Annotated in this window: 19 protein-coding genes, 1 tRNA gene and 2 pseudogenes; 7 read left to right on the forward strand and 15 right to left on the reverse strand. The window is 60.7% G+C overall.

What is annotated here, in order from left to right; all coding sequences use genetic code 11:
• Nucleotides 1–32 precede the first annotated feature (32 nt).
• The 3 genes from AC1DDA_RS02115 to AC1DDA_RS02125 all read right to left on the reverse strand — a co-directional run bounded on the left by AC1DDA_RS02115 (nt 33) and on the right by AC1DDA_RS02125 (nt 3,757).
• Nucleotides 33–1,319, reverse strand: a complete 1,287-nt coding sequence (locus AC1DDA_RS02115) for a polysaccharide biosynthesis/export family protein (RefSeq protein ID WP_441511252.1) — start codon at nt 1,317–1,319, stop codon at nt 33–35.
• Nucleotides 1,320–1,336: 17 nt separating this feature from the next.
• Nucleotides 1,337–2,920 (reverse strand): Wzz/FepE/Etk N-terminal domain-containing protein, encoded by a 1,584-nt coding sequence (locus AC1DDA_RS02120; protein WP_476794441.1) that lies wholly within the window; start codon nt 2,918–2,920, stop codon nt 1,337–1,339.
• Nucleotides 2,921–3,043: 123 nt separating this feature from the next.
• Nucleotides 3,044–3,757 (reverse strand): DUF3102 domain-containing protein, encoded by a 714-nt coding sequence (locus tag AC1DDA_RS02125; RefSeq protein WP_476794442.1) that lies wholly within the window; start codon nt 3,755–3,757, stop codon nt 3,044–3,046.
• A gap of 830 nt (nt 3,758–4,587) precedes the next feature.
• Here AC1DDA_RS02125 and AC1DDA_RS02130 point away from each other — a divergent pair.
• A complete protein-coding gene (locus AC1DDA_RS02130; RefSeq protein WP_476794443.1) occupies nt 4,588–6,072 on the forward strand; it encodes a lipopolysaccharide biosynthesis protein in 1,485 nt (494 codons plus the stop codon).
• Between the two features lie 471 nt (nt 6,073–6,543).
• A complete protein-coding gene (locus AC1DDA_RS02135; RefSeq protein ID WP_476794444.1) occupies nt 6,544–7,527 on the forward strand; it encodes a glycosyltransferase family 2 protein in 984 nt (327 codons plus the stop codon).
• A 148-nt stretch (nt 7,528–7,675) separates the two neighbouring features.
• Here the strand turns inward: AC1DDA_RS02135 and AC1DDA_RS02140 are convergent, their stop codons facing one another.
• Nucleotides 7,676–8,935, reverse strand: coding sequence for a polysaccharide pyruvyl transferase family protein (locus tag AC1DDA_RS02140; protein ID WP_476794445.1), 1,260 nt, complete (start codon nt 8,933–8,935; stop codon nt 7,676–7,678).
• Nucleotides 8,936–9,083: 148 nt separating this feature from the next.
• On the opposite strand from AC1DDA_RS02140, the gene AC1DDA_RS02145 reads away from it, so the two are divergent.
• Nucleotides 9,084–10,631, forward strand: a complete 1,548-nt coding sequence (locus AC1DDA_RS02145; RefSeq protein ID WP_476794446.1) for a lipopolysaccharide biosynthesis protein — start codon at nt 9,084–9,086, stop codon at nt 10,629–10,631.
• A gap of 2 nt (nt 10,632–10,633) precedes the next feature.
• On the opposite strand, the gene AC1DDA_RS02150 is transcribed toward AC1DDA_RS02145, so the two are convergent.
• The 3 genes from AC1DDA_RS02150 to AC1DDA_RS02160 all read right to left on the reverse strand — a co-directional run bounded on the left by AC1DDA_RS02150 (nt 10,634) and on the right by AC1DDA_RS02160 (nt 12,966).
• The gene (locus AC1DDA_RS02150) at nt 10,634–11,959 is read right to left on the reverse strand and encodes an NAD(P)H-dependent oxidoreductase (RefSeq protein ID WP_476794447.1); all 1,326 of its coding nucleotides are present in this window, start codon (nt 11,957–11,959) and stop codon (nt 10,634–10,636) included.
• Between the two features lie 20 nt (nt 11,960–11,979).
• On the reverse strand, nt 11,980–12,564 hold the full coding sequence (rfbC, locus tag AC1DDA_RS02155) for a dTDP-4-dehydrorhamnose 3,5-epimerase (RefSeq protein ID WP_476794448.1): 585 nt from the start codon (nt 12,562–12,564) through the stop codon (nt 11,980–11,982).
• A 153-nt stretch (nt 12,565–12,717) separates the two neighbouring features.
• Nucleotides 12,718–12,966, reverse strand: a complete 249-nt coding sequence (locus AC1DDA_RS02160; protein ID WP_476794449.1) for a hypothetical protein — start codon at nt 12,964–12,966, stop codon at nt 12,718–12,720.
• A gap of 66 nt (nt 12,967–13,032) precedes the next feature.
• On the opposite strand from AC1DDA_RS02160, the gene AC1DDA_RS02165 reads away from it, so the two are divergent.
• Nucleotides 13,033–14,064: an NAD-dependent epimerase/dehydratase family protein gene (locus AC1DDA_RS02165; RefSeq protein ID WP_476794450.1), complete on the forward strand. Its 1,032-nt coding sequence runs from the start codon at nt 13,033–13,035 to the stop codon at nt 14,062–14,064.
• 269 nt (nt 14,065–14,333) lie between these two features.
• Here AC1DDA_RS02165 and AC1DDA_RS02170 read toward each other — a convergent pair whose 3' ends face one another.
• Entirely contained in the window at nt 14,334–15,776 is a 1,443-nt protein-coding gene (locus AC1DDA_RS02170; RefSeq protein ID WP_476794451.1) for a lipopolysaccharide biosynthesis protein, read from the reverse strand.
• Nucleotides 15,777–15,864: 88 nt separating this feature from the next.
• Between AC1DDA_RS02170 and AC1DDA_RS02175 the strand changes: the two genes are divergently transcribed.
• Nucleotides 15,865–17,010: a hypothetical protein gene (locus AC1DDA_RS02175; RefSeq protein ID WP_476795114.1), complete on the forward strand. Its 1,146-nt coding sequence runs from the start codon at nt 15,865–15,867 to the stop codon at nt 17,008–17,010.
• A gap of 46 nt (nt 17,011–17,056) precedes the next feature.
• On the forward strand, nt 17,057–18,022 hold the full coding sequence (locus AC1DDA_RS02180; protein WP_476794452.1) for a glycosyltransferase: 966 nt from the start codon (nt 17,057–17,059) through the stop codon (nt 18,020–18,022).
• A 127-nt stretch (nt 18,023–18,149) separates the two neighbouring features.
• On the opposite strand, the pseudogene AC1DDA_RS02185 reads toward AC1DDA_RS02180, so the two are convergent.
• The 4 genes and pseudogenes from AC1DDA_RS02185 to recJ all read right to left on the reverse strand — a co-directional run.
• Nucleotides 18,150–18,727: pseudogene (locus AC1DDA_RS02185) on the reverse strand (transposase); the annotation flags it as partial.
• Nucleotides 18,670–19,060: pseudogene (locus AC1DDA_RS02190) on the reverse strand (IS21 family transposase); the annotation flags it as partial. The pseudogenes AC1DDA_RS02190 and AC1DDA_RS02185, both read right to left, overlap by 58 nt.
• A gap of 107 nt (nt 19,061–19,167) precedes the next feature.
• A tRNA-Glu gene (locus AC1DDA_RS02195) sits at nt 19,168–19,242 on the reverse strand.
• A gap of 117 nt (nt 19,243–19,359) precedes the next feature.
• A complete protein-coding gene (recJ, locus tag AC1DDA_RS02200) occupies nt 19,360–21,156 on the reverse strand; it encodes a single-stranded-DNA-specific exonuclease RecJ (RefSeq protein ID WP_476794453.1) in 1,797 nt (598 codons plus the stop codon).
• A gap of 128 nt (nt 21,157–21,284) precedes the next feature.
• Here recJ and AC1DDA_RS02205 point away from each other — a divergent pair, with 128 nt between their 5' ends.
• A complete protein-coding gene (locus AC1DDA_RS02205; RefSeq protein ID WP_476794454.1) occupies nt 21,285–22,940 on the forward strand; it encodes an FAD-binding dehydrogenase in 1,656 nt (551 codons plus the stop codon).
• On the opposite strand, the gene AC1DDA_RS02210 is transcribed toward AC1DDA_RS02205, so the two are convergent.
• The 3 genes from AC1DDA_RS02210 to AC1DDA_RS02220 form a co-directional block, all read right to left on the reverse strand.
• Nucleotides 22,896–23,660, reverse strand: coding sequence for a LuxR family transcriptional regulator (locus AC1DDA_RS02210; RefSeq protein ID WP_476794455.1), 765 nt, complete (start codon nt 23,658–23,660; stop codon nt 22,896–22,898). The genes AC1DDA_RS02205 and AC1DDA_RS02210 overlap by 45 nt on opposite strands.
• A gap of 108 nt (nt 23,661–23,768) precedes the next feature.
• Nucleotides 23,769–24,767 (reverse strand): class II fructose-bisphosphatase, encoded by a 999-nt coding sequence (gene glpX, locus AC1DDA_RS02215; protein WP_441511236.1) that lies wholly within the window; start codon nt 24,765–24,767, stop codon nt 23,769–23,771.
• Between the two features lie 47 nt (nt 24,768–24,814).
• Nucleotides 24,815–26,161: a homoserine dehydrogenase gene (locus AC1DDA_RS02220; RefSeq protein WP_441511235.1), complete on the reverse strand. Its 1,347-nt coding sequence runs from the start codon at nt 26,159–26,161 to the stop codon at nt 24,815–24,817.
• Between the last annotated feature and the right edge of the window lie 62 nt (nt 26,162–26,223).

Genomic DNA, 26,223 nt, shown 5'->3' on the forward strand with positions numbered 1-26,223 from the left:
CGCACGGCTACGCAGATCGCGCAGCCGCGCTGCTATTGTTTGACCCGGGCAGGCACCATGATGTTGGTCTGTTCAGGCGCGCCTATACCCAGCCCGCTCGGAAGGATGCTCCTCTGAACCCTGAGCACGTCTCCGGGCAGCAGTTCAGTGCTCTCCTGCGCGTCAATCGTCTGCGCCTTCCCATCCTGCATACGCACGACCGTCAGGCTGCGGGTTTCGACAGTGGCGTCGGAATTGCCGACCAGGGTCGGGATCGTCACCTGGGCCTCGACGAGAAGGCTCCGGTTGGTCTCGAACTTGACGCTGATGTCATCGAGATCCATCCGGACTTTCTGCACTTCGGCGGTCAAGGACGCATTCCGCTCGCTCTTCAGATCGAAGATCCTCTGATCGACCTGCGTGATGTTCTGGCGCGCCCGCAAGATCAGCGTCTGCAAGCCCTGCTCGTTCATGTCGAGCTGAGCCTGCATGCGTTCAAGATTCGTCAAGCGGCTGAGGGTCGACAGACCGCGCCTGACCAGATCACGAACTTCCACGAGCTCCTTTTCAGCGCTTGCGTATTGAGCCTTGTTGGCTTGGATCTGGCGTTTGACTGCGTCGATCTCGCGTTCATACAGGTCGCGATTCTGCTCGAGGCTCTCGATCTGCGTCTTGAGTGCGTCGACGCGGATGTTCAAAAGAGAGCGCTCTTCGTCGATGAGTTGCCGCAGGCCGGTGTCGTTCTGCGACCGCATCATGAGATCCGGCGGAAACTGGATATCGGCCTTCATCACCAGTTCTGCGTTCAGGCGAGCCCGGCGCGCCGTCAGCTGCTGGTACCGCTTGACGAGAGTCCGCATTTCACCGGTTATGGTGATGCTGTCCCGATCGAGCCGCATGAGGCCGGGGTCGTTGAACCGCAGCCACCCACCGGAGAGGCTGACGACCTGCAGGACGGTCATCCCTGGTCGGAATGGATACTCACCCGGCTTCTGCACATCGCCCAGGACATAGACCGGCCGCGTCTCGAGAATTTCAACCGACGCGCCAGGCTTGTCGGAGATCCCCGCCCGCACGAAACGATCGGAAATCTGGTTCGCGATCTCGTTGGCCGAAAGGCCGTTGACCGGAATATCTCCAACGGGCGCGATGGAAATCGTACCGTTCGCGCGAACAGTGTATTCGCCGCTCAACTCAGGATATTGGAAGATCTTGATCTTGAGCTTGTCGTTAGCGCGAACGCTGTAATCAGATGTCGCACGGACTGCGCTTCCACTCACCACGCACAGAACCAGAGAAATTGATCCCGCGACATTAAGCCATGAACGGTTCCGCTTCATCGTAGCACCTTTCCGATTCATGATTGCCCCGCGACAGGCTCCGCTGGCATCGCCAGTCCGAAGAGGCCTCGTCGAATTGTCGTTGCTGCTTCCGCCTCCCAGAGCTTGTCCCCGAACTGTCCGATCATCCGATCGTCCATCATGTTCAGGACTGCTCCGATGAAGTCCGATGGCATGGCGCCCGATACCGCGAAGGCGCGCTGGACCTGCTCCATCTCTGTTTTACCCCATCTGATAACGAGCAGGATTCCGTCGAGGTCCTGCGCGGCCATGCGGAATTCGGCTCCGCGTTCAAGGGGCGGCAGGCTCACGATGATGAGGTCATAATCGGCCGAGAACTTTTGATTGCTATGCATCCACCCGTTCGCGGGCGCTTCGATGCTGTCCCAGGCCGCAGTCACAAGAACATCAGGGCCGCTTGCACGATTGCTCCGACGAGTACCGTCTCTCGGCCGCTCATTCGTCTCGGAAACAGGCACTCCGCCCGGCGACGGGGCCTGAGCGAGGGCGCGCGGCGTCTCGTTTCGATCGGGCTCCACAAGCAGCACTCTCCGCTGGCTGCGAGCCGTCATATGTGCGAGTTGCCTTGCAACCGTGGTCGCCCCCTCGTTCGCGACCGAAGACGCAATGCCGACGACGCGCGCCTTCGATGCTTCAATCGCGACCGTCATCCGGAGCAAAGTCTGATTCAGCAGCGGAACAGGCAGAAACGGATCCTCCCTGCCCTGCTCCTTCGTCGAGCGAGGCGACCGCGAAGCCGCCGAAGCACCGCATTTGAGCAAGGGGATCGCGCCGATGCATTCCAGGCCGAAATCCTCAACCTGCGCGGCGGTGCGGATCGTCTTGTCCTTGAAGTCCAGCAGCAGAGCCAGCATCGATCCGGCGACAAGTCCAACAATGAAGGCCCCGAGGAGGACGAGGAGCTTGCGCGGTCCGCTGGGCCTGTCCGGAGCAAGGGCCCGCGTCATCACATAGACGCTGGGACCCAATCCCTGCAGGCGCTCCCGCAGCAGCGGCGACCTGCTGCCGTCCTGGTCCGCGCTGACCCGCGCCTGAAGCATGACCTGGCTGATGCCGTTCGCGATCCGCTCGGACTTCTCCGGGTCGGAAGTCGTTACGTTGACGAGGATGGTGTGGCTCGTTCCAATCCGCTTCAATTCGATGCGCTTGGCGAGCGCGTCGACGGCGAGTTCCTGTCTGTTGCGGCTTTCATCAGACGTCGCCGACGGCGCGCCGAACAGCCATTGCGCGATGCTTTGCAGCGACGTCGCTGGCGGAACGAATTCGGGATCCTCGGACAATTTCAGCGACTGCGCCACTTTGGTCAGCGTGCCGCGCGAGCGGATGATCTCGATCTCGTTCTCGACCTGTGTGAGATCGGCACGCCCCAGAAAAATGACCAGGTCCGGCCCCGGCTGGACTTCCTTCACGTAGATCAAAAGCTGCGTTGAAGCGGTATAATTCACCGGCCGGAGTAACGCAAAAAGCAATCCGAGCACCGTTGAGAATACGACACAAGCAGCAACCAGCTTCCAGCGGCGACGGAGGCAATCTAAGCCGGACGGCATTAAAGATTGGCGCTCTCCAAAATGGACCGTCATTGGACTCCCGATCTCTATTCGTCTGCTRCCAATGCCCGCTCTCGGCTCGCTCGATACAGCGGCAATAGTGCCATCACCCTACTTCGGCACCGCAGGCAACTAACAAAAAGCACGCAACAATATTCACTGCAATTTGGCTGGCAGCGCCTCGAAGCTCTGAGGGGCGGGCGCGTTGGATAGTGCGAGCTCTACCCGTTCGGAATCCACGATCTGCGCAGCTCTCATCCAGACGAAAGCCCGGTTCCAAACCTCCCAACTCATTTCTTCCATGATCGTCTCGTAGTCTTGCGGGCTGAGACGGCGAAGAATCAGCTCAGCTACCGCCCGTGCTCGATCGCCGCCGGCATTGCTGCGTTTTTCTTCAGTCGTCTTGAGCGTTTCAGGCTTGGAGAAGAACGACGAGGACATCCCTTCGCGTATCGAGCGATCGCCGGCGTCCGCCTTAGCCGTCGTCCTCGCCTCCGAAGCCTGAGAATAGATTTCGTTGCGCGAGATGCGCTCGCCGTTCTCGAGCCGTTTCAGGATCGTACTACGGACCGCAGGTGGGATTTTCTTGGAAAGGTAGACGCGCAGCGTCGACGGAACCATCAGCGCGACGAGCTTCTCATCGGAATGCGCCTCACGCGCGAGCTTCATCAGGTCCTGCGCGGTTCTGATCTTGAACTCGCACGCCTTTTCGACCCACTTAACGAAGGCACCGTGAGGCATCTTTTCTTTAATGCTGAGTAGTTCACGCCCGATTTCCACAGCGTGTTCGGTCGCGGCCTTTCGAAGTTCCTTGATCCTCTGCGCGGTATCATGCAATTCCGTCGCCGAGATTTCTGCGCTCGATGCCACGATTACATCCTCACTACTCAACCCACGAGAGCAATGAGCTTACGCTTGGAGCAGTGCACAACGAAGCGAGCAAAGGGATTCCCGCCCGCACACATGAGGTAACCCTTCCGGATTACCTCAAAATTCGTCCGGCTTCTCTGAGACGCAGGCAAGGCTTGGACGAAGGCCATGAACGACTGCAGATCCGCTCCCCAAAATGAGCACAGTCGCATTCCGGCCCGCTTCGGAGCCCCAGAATGAGGCATGGATCAACGACGTTGCATTTTGGCCGATACGCGCAGTTCGCGGCGTCTGAGCCGAGCCGCCGTCTGTTCGCTTCGCGGACCTTCGGTTCGGCCAGATCCGCAAGCGTCCAGGACCTGTGCGTGTTCAGGTCTTCTCCGTGGAAGCACCGTTCGCGGGATCAGGCACGACGATGGGTCAGCGCCGCCCCGCGGACGCACGACCGAAGCCAACATGCTGGGACCTGCCCATCACCTTCTTGCTCGGCAGCCGCCATGCCGCTGATTGTACCAAAGGAGGCGGTCTACTCCGGCAAATGCTTCCGCGCGCCCCGGGGCGCTGCGCCACGGATCAAACGCGCAACGAGTTGCGCTTTTGCTCGGCGTGGGCTCCGACAACCGCCTCGTTGGCACAAATCGAAGCCCCCAGGCTCCCGGATTTCATCCGACAACGAGAAATGCTTCCACGGCTGGGTGGCGGTCAGTCGTCCGGGGCCGCAGAATGGGCGTCGAAGCGCCCCGTTCAGCCTGTGATCGCCGGAGAGTATTCGAACCCGATCACACGCCACCGCGTTAAGCAAAGAGGGGCAATGGAGCCATCAATTCACCATGGAGAACCTTCGGGGAAAATCCATCCACGCCGGGCTCACAAAAATAATAGCCCAAATTGGACGAGTCATCATAAAAATACTGTCAACAATGGTGCTGGCACGCCTGATTGCACCGAGTGACTATGGCTTGATCACCATGGTTGTGACTTTCACTGGCTTCTTAGGACTTTTCAGCAGCCTGGGGCTTTATCATGCTGCGATCCAGTGCGACTCGATCTCGGCGGATCAATCCTCGGCTCTTTTCTGGATAACCCTCCTCTTCGGCTTGATCCTTTTCGCCGTATGCGTCGCACTGGCCCCTGCTATCGCCTCCTTCTACGGCGACCCCAGACTTGTTGCTGCGACGATCATCATCGGAACTGGATTCATATTCTCGGGCGCCGGCATACAACATGGGGCGATGATTTCCAGGCAAATGCGCTACGGTAGAGTAGCGATAATTGAACTTACATCCGACCTGATCAGCGCAGCAGTGGCCATATATTTCGCCTGGATCGGGTATGGGTATTTTGCTTTGGCATATATGATTGCTTTGCAGCCACTCATCGCAACTATTGGCGTGTGGTACAGCGCGAGATGGGTTCCCAAAATTCCGGGTATCGACGTGCATGTTACGATGATGTTGCGCTTCGGCAGGACCATGACGCTTACAAGCGCGATAACTTACTTCACCAGCAATTTGCAAAATGTCCTGATTGGAAAATTCTGGGGCGAAGAAGCGATAGGACTCTATGGACGCAGCAACTATTTACTATCGTTTCCAATAGATACGTTAAATAACGCCATAGGAGATGTCGCGTTCAATGCCTTGGCCCAAGTCAAGCGAGATCGCGCTCGCTTGCGGCGCTCATTCCTGCAAATCTATACATGTGTTGTTGCGTTGACGCTCCCGCTGACATTCGCTTGCGCGCTATTTGCTGACGACGTGATCGCGGTCCTTCTAGGCCCGAGATGGAGCGAAGTCGTGCCCATATTCAGGCTTTTGACGCCAACAGTGCTGGTTTTCGCAATCAACAACCCGATCGGATGGCTATTGAGCGCGCTTGGGATGGCTGAAAGAGGTTTGAAAATTGCGCTGGTCTCAGCCCCCCTGGTGCTGGCCGGGGTGATGATCGGACTACCTTACGGACCAGAGGGCGTCGCCTTGTCATACTCCGCCGTAATGATGCTGAAGGCCATTCCAATAGCTACTTGGGCACTGCGCGATACGGGAATTCACTTTCGGGATATCATGACGGGGCTGAGCGGCGCGCTTGTCGCGACTATCGCTGCCGGAACCTTATGCTACGTATTGGAAGCCGAGTTATTGTCGTCGATGACGCCGCTCCTTCGACTGGCGATGCTGTCGCTGGTCTTTGCCGTAACTTACGTGCTCGTTTTGATGCGATCCGCCACGCACAGGGCGGTTTTTGCTGAAGTGCTGCAGGAAGCAAGAAATCTCGGTGTCGCTCCTCGAAAGTTTGGTTTCAAGCGCGCAGCTTAAATGGCAGGAAAGCGGCTCGGACCACCGAGTACGCGCTCCGGGCCGGGCAAGGGGAAGAGTCCGAGCTTCTCGATTTCCAACTCAGCCGCGCGATCAACGCATCCGTGCTGCTGTTCGCAGCCCCTCCCGCGCGGAGACCGCTCTGGAACAGCGGCAATCGGCTGTCGTTATTTTTTTGAAGCTCAGGGGGACTGGAGCATGCGTCGCCAGGCAATGAGCCGCTCGCCAGATGCGACCCAAAATCCAAAGGCGCTGAACGCATCGAGGATGAGCGCAGCAGCTCCAGCCGACCCCACACTGCGCCGACCAGCGACAGAACTCCCCCGATACCCCGGAACTCGGAATGATAAAAGCGCCAACCGCTCCTGCGGCTGGCTCGGACAAGACTGCGCCGAATTCTAAACTGAACCTGCCAAGAGCCTCCTGGCGTCGTCAGATGACCTTGATAAAGCGGATGGATGGAGTTTCCAAATGGTAACGCCAAAATTCAGCGTCTTGATTGCAAACTACAATAACGCTCACCTCATTCGGCAGGCGCTCGATAGTGTCCAAAAACAAACAGTTCAAGATTTTGAAATTATCGTCGTCGACGATGGGTCGACGGACAATAGCCGGTCAGTCGTCAATGAGGCGTCCGCATCGTTCGGCGGCAAGCTTCGATACATATATCAAGCGAACAAGGGCGTTTCCGGAGCGCGAAACACCGCCATCGGTGCGTCAATCGGAGATTACATCACGTTTTTGGATCCTGACGACTATTGGCATGACCGACGCCTCGAGGCTCACGCGGATGTTCTGGACAAGCATGAGAACGTCGATATTTGTTGTAGTGACTTCGAACGTCTCCATGAAGACGGCCACTCTGAACGGCACTTCAGCAAATGGGTTGCATTTCCTGACTTCCCATTTGAGAAAGACATTTCGCGGCAGGATGCGGTGAGATGGCTCCTTCGCGTCAATTTTGTAGGAACCAATGGTATTACCATTCGAAGATCATGCGCTCTGGCGGTGGGATTGTTTAACGAGGAATTGAAACAAGCCGAAGATTATGATTATTGGTTGAGATGCGCGACGAATTCGAATTTCTATGTTATTCCGCGCGTCTTACACACATACCGCATTCATCAGGGTGGGCTGACGAAGAATTTTCTTGAGAATTGTGAATATAGCCAGCGCGTCGTGCAGGAGTATGAAAGGGCCTATGGCAGTTTCATAAAATCGCACGGGCTGGAAGACGCGATCAAAAACTCGATCTCGCAACGGTGGTACGAGATCGGCAATTTGAATTTCGACAGCGGGCAGACGAGCAGAGCGTTTCGCTCGTATGTGACGGGACTTCAAGCGGAAATGTCGTTCGCGAACTTACTGCGGTTTATGTCGGTAACATTGCGCAAGACGGCCCGGCTTGCCACGTTCGATGCTCTCTCAAAAGAGCGCCTTGCTTATCGCTCCTGATCGGCAAATGGCCGCCTCTTGCCCCGCGGGATCTGCCCCCGCACCCGCCCCCCCCGGGGGCGTTCGCCGGGGCCCATTTCTGCGATCTGCGAAACATGATCGCGGACGGCGACGCGTGAGGGGCACTCCATCTCCGAAAAGCTTGGGACTATCCGGCTCGTAGACCGGTCGCATCTGCCGCTACACCAAAGGCTCGCCTGTATTGGTCATCCAATTCGTCGCGAAACTCGAGCACTTTTTGCGCGATTTGAGCTTTGACGTCGCTGGCATCGGCCGTCAAGAGCTCGAAAGTTTGGATGAGCGCGTCTGAATCCAATGCGTGTATGTCCAAACAATAGGCCGACATGCCCATCGCAGCCATCAACGATGCGCATTTGTGATGAAAAGAAATGGCAATGACCGGCTTTCCGCCGAGCAACGCCAGCAGGACGTTGTGAAAGCGGGTCGCCACGACAAAATCCGATACGGTAAGCGCTGACAACAAGCTCTCGACCGAGGTGACAGGCTCATCAATGATCGCGTCGTCGTCCTGTGCTTGTGCGCCTTCGCCTAACAATTGAATAAAGCGGTCCCTTGCCGATACGTCCACTGTATCGCCGATGAGAGGCCTCACATTGTAACCCTGAGAAATCAGCCACCTGGAGAACCGAACCAACTTGTCCCAGTAATCCTGGTCAGTCGATGCGCTGGGATTGGGGACGCTGTAATTTCCCGCGTAGCTCATGACCCCCAGGCCGATTTCGTGGGCCTTATTCCCCTCTGACGGCAAGGCCGGGATCGGCAAGCTAAATGCGAGATCCGGGTAGACTGGATCGCGGCCGGCCTTGAACCCAATACTCGCGAGGTATTCGCGGCTCGAAATCTCCCGATATGAGCGGAAATCAGCCAGCGATAGAGCCGACTTCGCGAAGAACCGGCCGAGCCGGCGGTAGAGCGGCCCGACACCTACACTCAGAAACAGCAGCCGGCACCCACAGAGCTTCGCAATAAGCGCCCATCTGAAGAGGCCGTAGGGCCCGCACCCCCCCAGCCCGAAGACATCCGTGAGCAATCCCGTCCCCGGGACGATCAACATTTGCGCGCGCCTCAGCACCATAACTGCGGAAATGCACCGCCACAGCTCGGCGGGAAACCCGAGAACGGCTCTGCGCACAAGCCGCCCCAGGGACGTCTTGGCCACCCAGAATTTGAACAGCTCTTGGTTGACTGGAACGGCTTCAACGTCGTCAGCTTTTGCAGCGTTCTCGTGATCATCGGTTATGCAGATAAATTTCGAACCGGGGTATAACCGACGAAGATTGTACAGAGCGGCCTGAAGACTACATTCATTTCCAAAATTCGTTGAGTTGAAATGACCGAAGAAAGCGATGGTCCCAGGCCCATTCCTACGCATGGCCTTGCCTTCCAAATATAAACGCCGCTTGACACGAAATTAACGCAGTCGCACATTAGCATATCTTCATGTATTTCTCAATCTGATAACGCCCTGACGAACCATCTGATCCCGCAGGCACCGCCATTTCGATAGCGCGGGCGTTACAAGGGGGGCGGGCCTATTGATCGGCAACCGCGATGCCCAGGCGCAGATGGCCGTCAACGAGCGGATGCTGTCCCCCAACCATCTGAGGGATGCTCTCGGGAAACGCACGATCGCGGGGGGCGCCATTGCGATAGGCGCCCAGTTCGTGCGCCTCGCGCTGCAGCTGGCCGGCTCGGCCATGCTTGCGCGCCTGCTTGAACCGAGCCAGTTCGGGCTTGTCGCCATGGGCAGCACGGTGACGGCCTTCGTCATCGTTCTGACCGAACTCAATGTGGCGACGGCCGCGGTGCAGCGAGAGGAACTCGACCAAAACACAGCCAGCGCCTTGATGTGGATCGCCCTCGGCATGGGATGCTTGGCGTTCCTGCTCTCGGCGGCCGCCGCGCCAGCATCACTTTGGTTTTTCGAAGACCGGCGCTTACCGCTCGTGGTCCTCGGGCTCGGCCTGAACGCACCGATTTATGCGCTCGGCGGACTGCCCACCGCTCTGCTCACCCGTAACATGCGCTGGCTCGATCTGCAGATCGCCTCGCTCGGCGCTCTTGCAACCGGTCTCGTAGTCGCCGTCATCGCGGCTAAGCTGTTCTCCGCCGGCTATTGGGCGCTCGTCATTCAAACATGGGTAACGGCTTTCACTACGACGGCGGCGGTCTGGATTCTTTGCCCCTGGCGGCCAAGCATTGTGAAAGACTGGTCGGCCGCGAAAGCATCACTCAAATTTGGCTTTCACCTGACCGGCGCGATGATTCTGAATTACTTCCATCAGCAGCTCGATAATATTCTGATCGGAGCCCGTTGGGGCTCGGTCGAACTCGGCTTCTATTCGCGGGCCTACAATCTACTGGTGATACCGCTCAACTTTCTGAGCGGACCATTGGGCTCATCGATGGTGCCAGTGCTAAGTCGACTACGCCGAGAGCCCGTAAGGTGGCGCGAAGCCTATCTCGATGCATTGAGCGTCGTCACGCTCGTAGGCGCTGCGATGGCCTGCCTCCTTTATGGAGGCGCCTCCCCTATCGTCGACATCGTGCTCGGCCCGCAATGGCAGCCTGTCAAGCTGATCTTCAGCTGTCTGGTGCTCGGCATGCTGGCATCCGTGCCGATGGGCGCGACCGGTTGGATCTATATCTCGACGGGTCGCACCGATCGCATGTTCTATTGGAGTCTGATCGGTGTTCCGATCTATGTTAGCTCGTTCTTGATAGGGCTTCCATATGGCCCGGTGGGCGTAGCGCTGTGCTACAGCATTTCGCGTTACGTCGCGTTCTTTCCTTCGATGCTCATGGCCACCTATCAGACGAATATCAGCATTTTCGATATCCTCGCCGTGATCGCCGTGCCGACGCTAACCGCAGCCACTATCGGCTTCGCGCTCTCGCTGATAACCGCAAATCTCTCGATGGCACCTGCGCTAGCAGCCATTGCGGCCGCCGGGCTGCTTTACGCAGGGGTTTGCGCCCTCGCCGTGCTGCATCTTCCAGTGTATCGACGCCTGCGAAGCCGCGGCCTTGACACGCTCAGCAGCGCCTATGCGCGTCTTCTACGACGCAGGCCGACCGGCTGAGATCACGCCGCAATCTTAAGCAGATCCTCGAGCCAGGCCTCGCCACGGAAATGGCGATATTGCTCAGCGCGAAGCGTGTCGGCTAGCCGTCCAGGCGGCAGGACGATGTCGTCATATGTCAGGACCTCGTCCTTCGCGATGTCGCGGACGAGGCGGCAGCCGGCGACCAAACCCTCTGGCAGATAGCGCCCGGCGCTCATTTCATCGACATTCACCGCTTCGCCATAGGTCATATACATGCCGTAGTCGTCGAGCGTCTCGCCGGCCTTGAGGTCCCGCTTGGCGACCGCGCAGACCTCGACCACCGGACCTCCGAGCGGCGGCGCCAGCTCATCCCGGAACAGGACCACCCGCGCAATCGACAGCGGCGTCTCGAAATGGACGAGGTGGTAAGGCGTGAAGAACGAATAGAGCGGCCCTTCGCCCATCTTGTAGAGATTGAGGTAGTGCTGCTGCTTTGGATCAGGATGCTCCGCGAGCACGAAGACTTTGGTAAGGGGGGTGCCGACGACATAGTCGATGGCGCCGCCGAGCTCTCGCAACTGGTCGATGTCGTATAGCTTGCCGATCGCCATGACGTCGTCGCGGTATTCGCGCCCGCGCGACATGCCCCGTTGAAGCACTTTGAAGCCGGTGGCATTTGCGACGATGGATTGCTCAAAGCTGATCTTCGAGCCGTCGGCGAAGCTCGTCACCATCGCCGCATTCTGCCCCCAACGCTCCGCCCAGGCTTTTTGAGTGGTCGGGGTGCGGTACGGATCTTGTAGACCCTTGATGTTGCCGATGAGGCGAGGCGTCAGCCCCAGGCCCTGCACCCAGCGAACCAAATTCATCTGCACGCCCGGTTCATCGCCGTCGCAAGCGGAAAGGATCCGGCCATATCGGTGCGCATGCACCCGCAGGATCGGCCCGATGGTGGCATCGATCTCGGCGTTCATCAAAACCACGTCTTTGCCGTGTTTGAAAGCTTCCAGCACGAGGTGCGCGCCGAACTCGACCGAGCCGGTCGTATCGACCAGCACATCGATCTCCGGCGAGCGCGCCAACAGCATGGCATCTTCCGTTGCCGCCGGCTTTCCGGAGCGGATGGTCTCGTCCAGCTCCGTTTGCCTGTCCGATAGCTTGCTGTTCTCGAAGCCGGCATAGGCAAGAACGTTCAGGGCCCGCTCCGGACGGCGATTGGAGATCGCGGCCAAGCGCATGCCGGGCACGGAATGCGCGATCTGGTTTGCAAGTCCCTGACACATGAATCCCGCGCCGAGAATGCCGACTCGGATCGGGTTGTTCTCTTCCGCACGCCTCTTCAGAGCAGTATCGACAATCAGCATGGCGCTCTACCCCTGTTCCTTCAGCCGGCTACCGACACTGGCTTGGAGCCCATTTTGGCCTTCAACTCGGTCTCGACCACATTGAACGGCGCAAAAGCTTGGTCTTTGGGCGAGATGACGGTCACGGGTAGAGGCCATGTCAGGCCCAGACGCGGGTCATTGTACATCAGCCCGCCTTCAGCGCTCGGCGTGTAGAATTCGCCGACCTGATAGCTGGTGTCCGTCCCGTCTTCGAGCGCCTGATAACCATGCGCGAAACGCTCCGGCACGTAGAGCGCACGACCGTTCTCCTGGCTCAGCTCCACCTCGATATGCTCCAGGAATGTGGGGCTCTCCGGACGCAGGTCGACGATAATGTCGAGGATTGACCCGCGCGTGCATCGCACGAGCTTGGTCTCCGCCGCCGGGGGATATTGGAAATGCATGCCCCGCAGCGTGCCCTTGTGGATGTTCGAGGCGAGATTGGCCTGTGCGATCGTCGCCTTGAGGCCGTGGGCTTGGAATTCGTTCTGGCAGAAGGTCCGTGCAAAGAAGCCTCGTTCATCCTCCCTGCGTTCGAGCTCAAGGATGAACGCCCCCGCGAGCTTAGTAGCGACGAATTTCAAATCAGCCCCCCAAGATTCAGTTAAATGACACTGGCGAGCGATCCCTGCGGATCAGACCAAAGACTATAGCAAGCTTCGAAGCTTGGGCGCATAAAAAATGATCCCTTGCGACCTAAAAATCATACGCCAGCCAGACACCGAGACATTCTTCCCCTAGGTAATTAAATCTGCTAGCAATAAGTCGCGATTTTGCGGCATGATGATCTCGTTGAGCAGCGTGTCGTAAGGCAGAGGCGTATGTGCTTGATCAGCCAGGCCTGCGGCTTCGAAGTCCCGGATCGTGCCGATGCGTGAACTCCACGCAGGCCTCCTTAGTTTCAGCAACTTAATCCACGATATGCCGATGCGAGCGGGCTTTACCGCTGGCCAACCCAATCGCCGGATAAAGGGGTGTGCTGCCATGTGAAGCCTTCGCGCGTTGGTATGTTGGGAACAGATTAGCTGGTTTCTGATGGCTGGGGTCTAGACATGCGTGTGCTGTTTACTGGCGCAGATGGATATATCGGCGCGCTTCTTGGTCCGTATCTGATCGAGCAGGGTATCGAAGCCGTTGGCCTCGATACCGGCTATTACCGCCAGGGTTGGCTCTATCCGATGAGGGGACCGCGCCCGGCAGTCATCACGAAAGATTTGCGTGAAATCACAGCCGAAGACCTTGAAGGCTTCGACGGGGTCGCGCATCTCGCCGAACTGTCCAACGATCCGCTGGGGCAGCAGGACCCCCAATTGACACATGAGATCAATCATGGCGGATCGGTACGGCTGGCACAACTCGCGCGCAAAGCCGGTGTCAAACGCTTCGTCTACATGTCCTCATGCTCAGTTTATGGGGTCGGCGCTCCAGACCAGATCCTGGACGAAGAGAGCCCGGTGAACCCGCAGACGGCGTATGCGGAATGCAAGGCCAAGGTCGAGCGCGATGTCTCCGCCATGGCCGGGGACGACTTTGAACCCTGCTTCTTGCGCAACGCGACTGCTTATGGCGCCTCGCCGCGCCAGCGTTTCGACATTGTGCTGAACGACCTCTGCGGCCTCGCATGGACCACCAAGCAGATCAAACTCCTCTCCGACGGCTCACCTTGGCGACCGCTCGTTCATGCGCTCGATATGTGCCAAGCCGTGCATCTGTCGCTGACCGCACCACCCGATCGTATTCGTGGACAGATCTTCAATGTCGGCTCGAACCAGCAGAACTACCGCGTTATCGAGATCGCCCGCATCGTGGCCAACGAGTTTTCCGGTTGCGAGTTGATTGTCGGCGCGCCGAGCGCGGATAACCGTTCCTACCGCGTGAATTTCGACAAGATCGGCCGCGTGTTGCCGACGTTCGAAGCGCGCTGGACTGCGGAATCCGGCGCCCGCCAAATGCATGATGTATTTGAGCGTATCGCCATGAGCGAGGATGACTTCCGTGCGCCGCCCTATACCCGGCTCAAAATGCTGATGAAGCATCGCCAAAGCGGCCTTCTCGACGACAAGCTGTTCTGGGCTTATCCGTAACACGTCCATTTGGCGCTCGCCGGATCGTCACCGGCGAGGCCGACGCAAACATCACCAGAGGCAGCCAAGGCCAGGAATTCCGAGGAACTCACCGAGCGACTCTTCGACCTGGACGATCACGCTTCGATCGCCTCTTGTCAGACCTGTGCGCGGGTAGGCGACCGCGGGGATTTTTTACTTGGACAACGGCGCGCCCCTTTACCTTGGCGCCGAGCGATTTTTACTGAGATTCGAAACCGCAAGAAGCCGCCCCGTCAAGGCAGCACGACCTATGTCCTCACCTGGGATATGAGATTCAGATAGAATGTTTTCTGACCCATTACGACAAGCAGCATTGCCGAATAAGTTGCTGCCATGACGCTCGCGCTGAGAGCAACCCTCAACAGAGCTGGCTCTGTGTGACCGACCAGCGCCTCAACCGCGACAGCGGCAATCGTCGCGACAATCGCCGAACCGAAAGGAGGCCAAATTGCGCCAAGTAAATCGGTCATCGTGATGCTTGTGCCTTTGACGCACCACATCATGTGCGGAACAAGCCACAAGGACAGCGCGATAGAAAAAGCCGCAGCCACACCGGTCGGTCCGTAAGGCAGCCCGGCGAGATAGGAGACGATACAAATCGGTGCGAGAACCAACGCAATATTCAAGCTTCGCCGTTGCAGGCCGCTCGACATCAGAAACCATGCGAGCGGATCGACCAAGCCAAAGAACAGAACGGTTGGCGTCAACAGGCGAAAGATCGTCGCGGCGGCCTCCCAGCGGGGGCCCATTACGACGCGAATGATGTCGTCCGCGAATACGGCAGAAAACAGTGTGATTGGAGCCGTCAAAGCAACGACGAGCGAGTAACCTTTGATGAAGTAGTTCTTATATCGCGCAGGCTCATTCTGAAGGCGCGACAAGGCGGAGAACGCCACGCTTCCAAGGGCACCGTTCAGTTGCGTCGTCGGGATATTGATAAGTTGATATGCTCGCGAATAAAGACCGAGCGCATCAGCTCCCCAGAATCGACCGATCAAAATCTTGTCGAGGTTATAGGCGATATAAACGACGAGGCTATTCAAACTCGTCGTTCCGCCGAATTTCAGCATCGCCATCACCTTGGCATCGCGGCGCGGCCAACCCGGCCTCCAACCGACGACGAGCCACATCACGACAGTATTGATAACTGTTATTCCAACCGAGGGTACAACAAGCGACCAATAGCCCCAGCCGGTGGCAGCCATCGCGATTGCTGTGACCGTATTCACGAGAACGCTGAAAACGTCGATCAGAGCCAGCGTGACGTAACGCAACTCGCGGTGCAGTATGGCCGCATATTGCGCACCGGCGGCGCTGAACAGGAAGCCGCCGGATATCACCGCCGTGACCCCGAAAAGACGAGGTTCTTGGTAAAAGCGAATGAGAATTGGCGCAGTCAGCAGGCAAAGCAGGGTAAGGGTCGCGCCTATGAGCATGTTGACCCAGAACAGCGTGGACTTTTGCTCCTCGGTGACGGTTGCTTGTTGGATGGCGGCCGCCGAAAGGCCCCCGTCCCGAAACAGGTCGTAAATTCCGGTTATGACTGTGACCATGGCTACAAGGCCGAACTCCGACGGCGAAAGGAGCCGCGCCATCACCACGATGTAAAACAGCCGCAGCGCAAACGTTATCCCCTGGCCGACAAGCTTGGCGAGGCCGCCTCGAATTGTACGCTGCTTCAGGACTTCCATATGCTTCCGTTCCCGGTGGGTCGGGCGGTGATTTCAAGCCGCGAAGGTCTTCGTTCGCAAAGTTGTTCGCGAACCCTACGTCGTGTCGATGACGATTACCATGGAATTTTCCCGTCAAATTGGATATCGTCTGGGTTCACTGCGCCTCCGGGTGGGCTTGATCGAGCGAACCACGTATCAACAGAAGGAGCTCAACATGAAGATGCGAGCCGGTGACTGGGTCGAGGTACGAAGCAAGGAGGAGATCCTTGCAACGCTCGATAAGGGTGGCCGCCTCGATGGACTGCCGTTCATGCCGCAGATGTTCGAATACTGTGGTCAAAAATTCGAGATCTATAAGAGCGCACACAAAACCTGCGACACGGTCAGCGGAGATTATGTCGGCCGCCGGCTGCCTGACAGTGTCCACTTGAATCATCGGTGCGACGGCGCGGCTTACGGGGGGTGCCAGGCAGGATGCCTGATCTTCTGGAAGCAGGCTTGGCTCAAACCCGTCGAAAAGGGCGAATTCGCGGAAATATCCGACGCCGGGCGCCTCTCAGCAGGCTGCACCGAAGAGGACGTGTTGAAAGCGACCCACGCATCGGACTCCAAGCAAAATACAAGGTATTTCTGCCAGGCCACCGAGCTTCTACAGTATACGCGGCCGCTCAAATGGTGGGACGCACGCCAGTATATCGAGGACTATGCGTCCGGAAATAATTCCCTGCCCAGGATGATGCGTGGTTTTTTGTACTTCGCATTCATTTACATGACCATGGCCAAGAGGCGAAGGTTGGGCCGTCCTGGACGTTGGTTCTACGATCGGGTTCAATCACTGTGGGGCGGCGTTCCGTTTCCCAGGCGGGCAGGAGACCTTCCGCCTGGCGCGATCGGGCCGGTATCAGACCTTAATTTACAAGCCGGGGACTGGGTCCGGGTCCGATCCTTTGAGGACATCCGGAAAACGATCGACGCGTCCAATCAGAACCGAGGCATGAGATTTGATGCTGAGCTCGTTCCCTATTGTGGTAAGGTTATGCAGGTAAAAACGCGCGTGGAGACTTTCGTCGATGAGAGGACCGGGCTTATGCGGCGGCTCAAAACACCCGCTGTCATTCTGGAGAATTCGTACTGCCGCTCCAGTTACAGCGAGAATAGATTGTTTTGTCCAAGAAATATATACACGTGGTGGCGAGAGATCTGGCTAGAAAAAATTGACGCCGTAAACGGCAGTGGAGAGGTAGGGAAATAAATTTCGTCTGGGACTTCGCGCTAACATGAACTGAGAGAAGCGGATCATGCGCTCAAAGTCGGCATTCCCGCTCGTCGTCATCGCGACGCCGGTCTACAATGGCGAGAAGTATTTGGCTGATACCATAGCGTGCGTGCAATCGCTCGATTATCCAAATCTCGTTCACGTCATTCTGGACAATGCTAGCTCGGACGCCACTCCGGAGATTATTGCGCGGCATGCGAATGGCCGAGTCCCGATCCTGAGCCATCGCAATCCGAGCACGATTCCCATGGCGGCGAATTTCAACGCTGTCCTCAATCTTTTGCCGGCCGAGGCTGGCTATTTCCGGCTGCTATGCGCCGATGATTTGATGACTACCGACTCTATTCGCCGACAAATCGAGCTCGCAGAACAGCATCCTGATGTGGTTGCGGTTGGTTGCCTTGAATACTCCGATCATCTCCGCGACGAAAATATCCCCCGAAATCAGACCGTTTTCGACGGAAGATCAATTATTCGCGCTTATTTGCGCGAGGATAATACGGTATTTTCGGGGACGCATTTTCTGTTTCGTCGGTCCCTGATCGACATGAGCCGTTCATTTTATGACGAAAATCTTCTTCCTTACCTTGATGCTGAGGCTGCTTTGCGCGCTTGCCTGCATAACAATCTTGCGTTTATCCATGAAGGTCTGGCAATTAGGCGGATTCACGATAGCAATGCCTATGACGTTCATGTAAAGCTCGGATTTGCGCTTCTCGATCGGCTGCAAATTTTAGTCCGGTACGGCCCGATCGTGCTGGAGCAGGAAGAGTACCGTCACCGTCTCGTTCAGCAGAGGCGGCGCTATATTCGCCGCCTTCTTCGCCTGCGTTGGTTCGAACGTGACAAGGCTACCTTCAGCAATCACTTGGAAAGGCTGAGTGCCACCGGCCATCCAGCCCGTTGGTTCGATTTCGCCGATGCCGTCGCCGATTGGGCCTTTCTTGCGATGGCAGGGCGCAGACACTTGGCAAGGGGGAAAACGTAACAAGGCTGTAGCGTCGGGTGCCCATTGCCCGATTGGTTCGGGACAGGAAGCGGTCTCCTCGCAGCAATCGCCGGCTCGGTTTATCTGAACAGTTTCGGGGCTGTTGCTAAGTGGGTTTCAGCCTCGATTATGCCGCAGCCGGGATTGGCAGCAGCGCGTTGAAGTATGCCTGGTCGGGGGTTTGGCGCCCCAGCCCCTGATAAGGCCTCCCGGCCGTTGTTGAAGTCGAGATACCGGCCGATCGAGGCGCACGCCTCCGACACGCTGGCATAAGCGCGCAGATAGGCCCCCTCGTATTTCAGCGATTTCCAGAGGCGTTCGACGAAGACGTTGTCGCGCCAGGCGCCCTTGCCGTCCATGCTGATCCTGATATTTGCGCCGGTCAGCAGGCCGCTGAACTCGCGGCCAGTGAACTGAGCGCCCTGGTCGGTGTTGTCGCGACAATGCCGCGGCTGAACCAGCCGATGATAGCCGCGAGATAGACGATGCCTCGCGCCATCGGGATGCAAGCGATGTCCATCGCCCAGACCTGGTTGGTGCGGTCACCGGCAGCTTGCACAGCAGGTAGGGAGAGATCGGATGACCCGGGACCCGCTTCGAGGTGTTCGGCCTGCGATAGAGTGCCTCGATCCCCATGCGCCGCGTCAGCGGATCGTGCCGATCTGGTTCTCGACCTGTCCCTTCTCCCAGCCGGCCACTGGTGTGCAGGCCACCGGCTCGACGAGGCGATGCGGCAGAGCTGAAGGAAGCGCCGGTTGAACTCCCGGGCGCGGCCGACGAAGGCGGTCCCCACCGCCGTCGTCATGTTGTCGTAGATGCCGCCGGCAGACCCCCGCCATAGAAGGCGAAGGCCTCGTCATGCACATCGAAGACCATCTCCTGCATCTGGAAAAGCCGCATCTGGGCGACCTTCACGACGACGGGCAGCCCGTGGAGTTCGATCGCCTCATGGCTCCAGTCGAACCGATAGGCCTCGCCGGCATCGAAGCGCAGCCGAATGAAGGCCTGCGCCGTCATTCGTGCGCGGTCGGCACGCCAGCCTCCTGCAGCGGTGGACAGAAATGGAGCACATCGTGGGGGACACCCTCGATTTTCCGTATCATTTTATCGTTTGATTTCAGCTACTTAAGCCACCCTTAAAAGAGTGGCGCGACCTACGGGAGTCGAACCCGTCTCCCCAGCGTGAAAGGCTGGTGTCCTAACCGATAGACGAAGGTCGCTCTGCCTCGAACCGGGAAGGTTCGTGCCGAAGCGGGGCGAGGTATAGTGGCAGGCCTGCCGCTCTGCAAGCGCCCGTTCACAAGAAATGTGGATGACTCGGTTTCGATGACGATCTGCTAGACCGGGCGAGCGAGATCGAGGATGCGCAGCTCCGCCGTCTCGTTGCCGCCCCAACGGTTGAGCGAGAGCGTCGCCGCCAGATGTACGGTTTCGCCACGCGCCGCGAACAGAGCCTGCCCTAAGGGCTCCTGCGCCGCGCGAAAGGCGATCCCGCCAACGCTGGCACCATCGCCCGAGCGCAGCTTGATGCGGACATGGCCGCCGCTGCCGATCTCGATGGCGTCGGTCAGGCGATGCGCCGGGAAGACGAAGACCGGCTCCGGGCTGCCCGAACCGAACGGTCCGGCCTTCTCGATCTCTGCGATCAGCCGCGGACTCGCGCCGCCGGCGCTGAGCGCCGCGTCGACGAGCAGCGCCTCGGCCTCGCCGGCGGCGCCGACCTCGCGGGCGAGATGGTCGTTCAGGAACGCGTGGAACGGCGCGGCCTGCCCGCTTGCCAGCGTCACGCCAGCCGCCATGGCATGGCCACCGCCCTTGACCGCGAGCCCCGCCTCGACGGCGGCGCGCACGGCCCGGCCCAGATCGACGCCAGCGACTGACCTGCCGGAGCCGGTCGCCCCACCCTCCCCGTTCAGCGCGAGCGCAAAGGCCGGGCGGCGGAAGCGCTCCTTGAGCCGTGCCGCGACCAGCCCGACGATGCCGGGGTGCCAATCGGCGCTGCCGGCGAGCAGGACCGGCAGTTCGGCCATGCCGGCGAGCTCATGCTCGGCCTGCGACACCGCCTCCAGCACGGCGAGCCGCTCGATCTCCTGACGCTCCTGGTTGAGGCGGTTGAGCTCGGCGGCGATGCCGCGCGCCTCGACCTCGTCATCGCTCAGAAGCAGGCGCGCGCCGAGCGCGGCGTCTCCGATGCGCCCGCCCGCATTGATGCGCGGCCCGAGCAGGAAGCCGAGATGCCAGGGCTGGATCGGCCCATCGAGGCCGGAGACATCCATCAGCGCCGCGAGGCCAGGGCGGGCGCGGCTGCGCATCATCGCCAGCCCCTGCCGCACGAAGGCGCGGTTCAGCCCCTGCAGCGGCACGACGTCGGCGACCGTCGCCAGCGCGACGAGATCGAGCATCGCCAGCAGGTCGGGCTCGCCGCCGCGCACCGCCCAATGTCCCTGCCGGCGCAACGCCCGGCTGGTGGCGACCAGGGCAAGGAAGACCACGCCGGCAGCGCAGAGATGGCCAAGTCCAGAGAGATCGTCCTGCCGGTTCGGATTGACCAGCGCCTCGACCGCCGGCAAGCGCTCCGGCGCCTGATGGTGATCGAGCACCACGACGTCGAGGCCGAGCCTGCGGGCCTCTGCCAGCGGCTCCTCGCTGGTCGTGCCGCAATCGACCGTCACGAGGAGCGTGGCGCCCTCGCCCGCGAGCATCCGGATAGCCTCGCTGTTGGGGCCGTAGCCCTCGATCAGCCGGTCGGGGATATGGATGCGCGGGCGCGCCCCGCCCTGCGTCAGGAAACCGGCGAGCAGCGCGGAGGAGCAGGCACCGTCGACGTCGTAGTCGCCGAAGATCGCGACGCGCTCGCCACGCATCGCCGCCTGCGCCAGCCGCGCCGCCGCAGGCTCCATGTCGGTGAGGACGGCCGGGTCCGGCAGCAGGTCGCGCAGCTTCGGCTCGAGAAAGCGCATCGCCTCGGCCGGCTCGACACCGCGAGAAGCGAGCAGGCGCGACAGGATATCGGACAGACCCTCGCGCTGGGACAATGCCTCCGCCCGGCCGAGACCCGCCGTATCGAGCCGGTCGCGCCAGGGACGGCCGAGCACCGAACGGGTGACGCCAAGGAAAACGCGGGATTGTTGCATCGGACTCATCGTCCCAACGGCGTCGCGCAAGCCGGGCGCAAGGTCAACCAGTGTCGAGTTTGGCCGTATTGGGAGCGGCCGTCATATTGCGTGCAAGCCGCCGGCAGAGGCGGCATCCCGGGGGGATCATGCAGCACGAAACCGATGTGGCGATCGTCGGCGCGGGGCTGTCCGGCCTCGTCGCGGCCTGCGAGATAGCGGAAGCCGGGCGTAAGGTCGTGCTGCTCGATCAGGAACCTCAGCAATCGCTCGGGGGCCAGGCCTTCTGGTCTCTGGGCGGGCTGTTCCTCATCGACAGCCCCGAGCAGCGGCGGCTGCGCATCCGCGATTCCCGCGAACTGGCGCGGGACGACTGGTTCGGATCGGCTGGATTCGACCGGCCGGAGGATGAATGGCCTCGGCGCTGGGCCGAGGCCTATCTCGACTTTGCCGCCGGCGAGAAGCGCAGCTGGCTGCACGGCATGGGCATGCGCTGGTTCCCGGTCGTCGGATGGGCCGAGCGCGGAGGGGGACTTGCGACCGGCCACGGCAACTCGGTGCCCCGCTTCCATGTCACCTGGGGCACGGGCCCCGGCGTGCTGGAGCCCTTTCTGCGCCGGGCGAAGTCAGCACAGGCCAAGGGCCTGCTCGCCTTCCATTTCCGCCACCGCGTCACCGGCTTCACGCGCAGCGCCGGGGCGATCGACGGCGTCGAAGGCGAGGTGCTGGAGCCGAGCCATGTTGCGCGCGGCGAAAAGAGCGGACGCGGCGTTACCGGCTCCTTCCAGTTGAAGGCGCAGGCCGTCATCGTCACCTCCGGCGGCATCGGCGGCAATCACGAGCTCGTCCGGGCGCAGTGGCCGGCGCGCCTTGGCAAGCCCCCGTCTCGGCTGCTCTCGGGCGTGCCTGATCATGTCGACGGCGCGATGCTCGCGGTGGCCGAGGCGGCCGGCGGGCGGCTGATCAACGGCGACAGGATGTGGCACTATGTCGAGGGCATCGCCAACTGGGCGCCGATCTGGCCGCGCCATGGAATCCGCATCCTGCCCGGCCCGTCCTCTATCTGGTTCGATGCGCGCGGCAACCGCCTTCCGGTTCCGCTCTTCCCCGGCTTCGACACGCTCGGCACGCTCGAGCACATCATGACGACCGGCTACGACTATTCCTGGTTCGTGCTGAACCGCAGCATCATCGCCAAGGAGTTCGCGCTGTCGGGCTCCGAGCAGAACCCGGACCTGACCGGCAGAAGCTGGCGGCAGGTCCTTGGCCGCGCCGGCGGCGGCGTGCCCGGCCCGGTGCAGGCCTTCATGGACAAGGGCGAGGATTTCATCGTCGAGAGCGATCTCAGCCGCCTCGTCGCGCGCATGAATGCGCTGACCCATGACGCGCTGATCGACGAGGCACATCTGCGCGGACAGATCGCGGCGCGCGACCGGGCCCTCGCCAATCCCTTCGGGAAGGATCTGCAGATCACAGCCCTGCGTGGCGCGCGCAACTATCTCGGCGATAGGCTGATCCGCACGGCCAAGCCCCATCGCATCCTCGATCCGGCCCATGGTCCGCTAATCGCGGTCAGGCTCAACATCCTGACGCGAAAATCGCTCGGCGGGCTGATGACGGATCTGTCGTCACGGGTCCTGGATGCGGCGGGCGAGCCCGTGCCGGGGCTCTATGCCGCAGGCGAAGCCGCGGGTTTCGGCGGCGGCGGCGTCCACGGCTATCGCGCGCTCGAAGGCACCTTCCTCGGCGGCTGCATTTTCTCAGGGCGCGCCGCCGGCCGCGCGGCGGCTACGGCCATAGCCTGAGGGCGCAACCCCTTCCTTCGACAACTTACGGCGGCGTGTTTCCGAAGAGCCGCGCCACGCCTGCGCGCGGCTGCGGGCACCGAGCTTGCGCTTGGCGTTCTCGACATGGCTGTGGGCGGTCGTCTGCGCAATGCCCAGCTTTTCGGCGATCTCGCCATCTGACAGGCCGTCGGCGACATAGGCAAGGCAGTCGCGCTCGCGTTGGCTGAGGCCAACCGCAAGCGGGGTGGGCATCGTCGCGAAGCGTGTCATCCGCTCATGCGTCAGCACAGCCGCCAGGGCGATAATCCGAATGTCTCGCGGCGAGAGATCCAAGCGCTCGAAGCCCATGCTGATGACACCGACGCGCCCGCCCGGTTCATGACAGGGAACGGCAAGGCCATCCTGCAAGCCGATCTCGCGCGCGAGCTTGAGGCCGCGCCAATCCATCAAATCGGGAAAGCCCGGATCGCTCCAGCGAAAAGGTGAAACCCGTCTGGCGGGAGCGAAGATCACGGGATTTCCGCGGTCGAGGCCGAGCCTCGTATATTCTTCGAGCCACCCTGGCGGCGAGAGCTGCGCATAGCGCCGACCGCCCGCGACAATGCGCTCCACGGGCAAAATCGGAAAAGCGGGAAAAGAGCCCGCGAAGAAACCGCAATTTCCAAACGGGGCAAGGGCCTGACGCAGAACCAATCCTGCAGCCATTGGCGATGCGGCCTGATCGAGGCCATCGACCAAATCGAGCGCTCGGGCGAATGCGGACAAAAACAAACCCCGGAAAGATTGCTTTCCGGGGCTAGCATACGTTCGGTTATGTCAAAATGTCATTCGACATGCGCAACGCGCTCAGTCGAGCTGGAACTTCGAGAACTCACGGTGCTCGCCATAGATGCGGCGGACAGTGCCGGTGATCGAGCGATAGACCAGCGTCTCGGTCTCGATCACGTCCTTGCCGAACTTCACGCCCGAGAGCAGGCCGCCATCGGTCACGCCGGTGGCGCAGACGATGACGTCGCCCGAGGCCATCTCCGACATGTCGTATTTCTTGTTCGGGTCCTTGACGCCCATGCCCGCCGCGCGCACGCGCTTCTCCTCGGTGTCGAGGATGAGCCGGCCCTGCATCTGGCCGCCGACACAGCGCAGCGCGGCCGCCGCGAGCACGCCCTCCGGCGCGCCGCCGATCCCGAGATAAAGGTCGATGCCGGTCTTCTCCGGCTGGGTGCAGAAGATCACGCCGGCGACGTCACCGTCGGTGATCAGGCGGATCGAGCAGCCGGTCTTGCGGACCTCCTCGATCAGCTTGGCATGGCGCGGGCGGTCCATGATCAGCGTCGAGATCTCATGCGGCTTCACGCCCTTGGCCTTGGCCAGCGCATTGATGTTGTCGGCCGGCGAGGCGTCGAGGTCGATCACGCCCTTGGCATAGCCCGGGCCGCACGCGATCTTGTCCATATAGACGTCGGGTGCGTAGAGCAGGCTGCCGGCGCCGGCCATCGCCATCACCGCGATCGAGCCCGGCATGTCCTTGGCACAAAGCGTCGTGCCCTCGAGCGGGTCGACCGCGATATGCACCTTCGGACCCTGCTTGTTGCCGACCTTCTCGCCGATGAAGAGCATCGGCGCCTCGTCACGCTCGCCCTCGCCGATGACGATCTCGCCGTCGATCGGCAGACGGTTCAATTCGCGGCGCATGGCATCGACGGCAGCCTGGTCGGCAGCCTTCTCGTTGCCATGGCCGCGCAGGCGGGCGGCGGAGACGGCAGCGCGTTCGGTGACGCGCACGAGTTCCATCGAGAGATAGCGCTCGATGATCTGATCCGGGGAGATGCGAAGATCGACGGACATGAAATGGTTTCCCCTTGCAATGTTACGGGCAGAATCGACCCGAGGGCCTATTCCCGCTCTATGCGGATAACTTGCGGCGGTTCCGCGACATGGCCGTCCGCGGTGACCTTTTCGAGCGCGGTGCGGATGGCCGACTCGCTCGTGGCATAGGTGATCAGCACGACTGGAACCGGCGCGCCGGAACGGCCTCCCGGATCGCGATTGGCGGCTTCGGGCGAGCGGCGCTGGACGATGCTCTCCAGCGAAATGTCGGCCTCGGCCATACGAGTCGCGATCGCGGCCGCCGCGCCCGGCCGATCCGCGACGGCGAGGCGGACATAGTAGCCGCCTTCGTGACGCTGCATCGGCGCACGCTTGGCTTCCTCGAGACGGGCAACGGGCAAGCCGAACGGCAGGCCAGCCGTGCCGCGCGCGACATCGGCGATGTCGGCGACGACCGCCGAAGCGGTCGGATCGCCGCCGGCGCCGGGGCCGACCAGCGTGATCTCGCGAACCGCATCGGCATCGACGCTGACGGCGTTGAGCACGCCCATCACCTGCGCGATGGCGGAGGATTTCGGCACCATGGTCGGGTGCACGCGCTGCTCGATGCCGGTCTTGGTGCGCTCGGCGACGCCGAGCAGCTTGATCCGGTAGCCGAGCTCATCGGCCATCTTCAGGTCGAGCGGCGTGATCGCGGAAATGCCTTCGACATGAATCGCTTCGGCGTCGATCTTCGTGCCGAAGGAGAGGCTGGTCAGGATGGCAAGCTTATGGGCGGTGTCGAAGCCCTCGACGTCGAAGGTCGGGTCCGCTTCGGCGTAGCCCAGGCGCTGGGCGTCCGCCAAGCAGGCCTCGAAGGTCAACCCTTCCTGCTCCATCCGCGAGAGGATGTAGTTGCAGGTGCCGTTGAGGATGCCGGAGATGCGGCTGACATTGTTGCCGGCCAGCGCCTCGCGCAGCGTCTTCACCACCGGGATGCCGCCAGCCGACGAGGCCTCGAAGGCAAGCGCCACGCCGTTGCTTTCGGCCAGTTCCGCCAGCGCGACGCCATGGGCCGCGAGCAGGGCCTTGTTGGCGGTGACGACATGCTTTCCGGCCGAAAGCGCGGCTTCGACCGCCGCCTTGGCCGGGCCGTCCGAGCCGCCCATCAGCTCGACCACACAATCGACGTCGTCGGATTTCGCCAGCGCGACCGGATCATCGAACCAAACCAGGCCGCCAAGATCGACACCGCGGTCGCGCTTGCGATCGCGGGCCGAGACGGCAACCACCCGGATCGACCGGCCGCAGCGTGCCGCCAGCGCATTCTCCTGCCGTTGCAGGATCTTCAGCACGGAGGCACCGACCGTGCCGAGGCCGGCGAGGCCGACACGCAGAGGCCGGGAAGCGTTCGAAAGAGCAGCGCTGGTCATGGGCGCGGGGTCGCATGCGGCGCGATGCGAGTCAACGGAGGGCTAAGCCGTAACGCCCCGCA

The organism is Allobosea sp. 10N428 (assembly GCF_056394545.1).

Coding starts and splice junctions, on each gene's coding strand:
- AC1DDA_RS02115 (WP_441511252.1), bottom strand. CDS start 1,319: ATGAAGCGGAACCGTTCATGGCTTAATGTCGCGGGATCAATTTCTCTG.
- AC1DDA_RS02120 (WP_476794441.1), bottom strand. CDS start 2,920: ATGACGGTCCATTTTGGAGAGCGCCAATCTTTAATGCCGTCCGGCTTA.
- AC1DDA_RS02130 (WP_476794443.1), top strand. CDS start 4,588: ATGGAGAACCTTCGGGGAAAATCCATCCACGCCGGGCTCACAAAAATA.
- AC1DDA_RS02135 (WP_476794444.1), top strand. CDS start 6,544: ATGGTAACGCCAAAATTCAGCGTCTTGATTGCAAACTACAATAACGCT.
- AC1DDA_RS02150 (WP_476794447.1), bottom strand. CDS start 11,959: ATGCTGATTGTCGATACTGCTCTGAAGAGGCGTGCGGAAGAGAACAAC.
- AC1DDA_RS02160 (WP_476794449.1), bottom strand. CDS start 12,966: ATGGCAGCACACCCCTTTATCCGGCGATTGGGTTGGCCAGCGGTAAAG.
- AC1DDA_RS02165 (WP_476794450.1), top strand. CDS start 13,033: ATGCGTGTGCTGTTTACTGGCGCAGATGGATATATCGGCGCGCTTCTT.
- AC1DDA_RS02170 (WP_476794451.1), bottom strand. CDS start 15,776: ATGGAAGTCCTGAAGCAGCGTACAATTCGAGGCGGCCTCGCCAAGCTT.
- AC1DDA_RS02175 (WP_476795114.1), top strand. CDS start 15,865: ATGACGATTACCATGGAATTTTCCCGTCAAATTGGATATCGTCTGGGT.
- AC1DDA_RS02180 (WP_476794452.1), top strand. CDS start 17,057: ATGCGCTCAAAGTCGGCATTCCCGCTCGTCGTCATCGCGACGCCGGTC.
- recJ (WP_476794453.1), bottom strand. CDS start 21,156: ATGCAACAATCCCGCGTTTTCCTTGGCGTCACCCGTTCGGTGCTCGGC.
- AC1DDA_RS02205 (WP_476794454.1), top strand. CDS start 21,285: ATGCAGCACGAAACCGATGTGGCGATCGTCGGCGCGGGGCTGTCCGGC.
- glpX (WP_441511236.1), bottom strand. CDS start 24,767: ATGTCCGTCGATCTTCGCATCTCCCCGGATCAGATCATCGAGCGCTAT.
- AC1DDA_RS02220 (WP_441511235.1), bottom strand. CDS start 26,161: ATGACCAGCGCTGCTCTTTCGAACGCTTCCCGGCCTCTGCGTGTCGGC.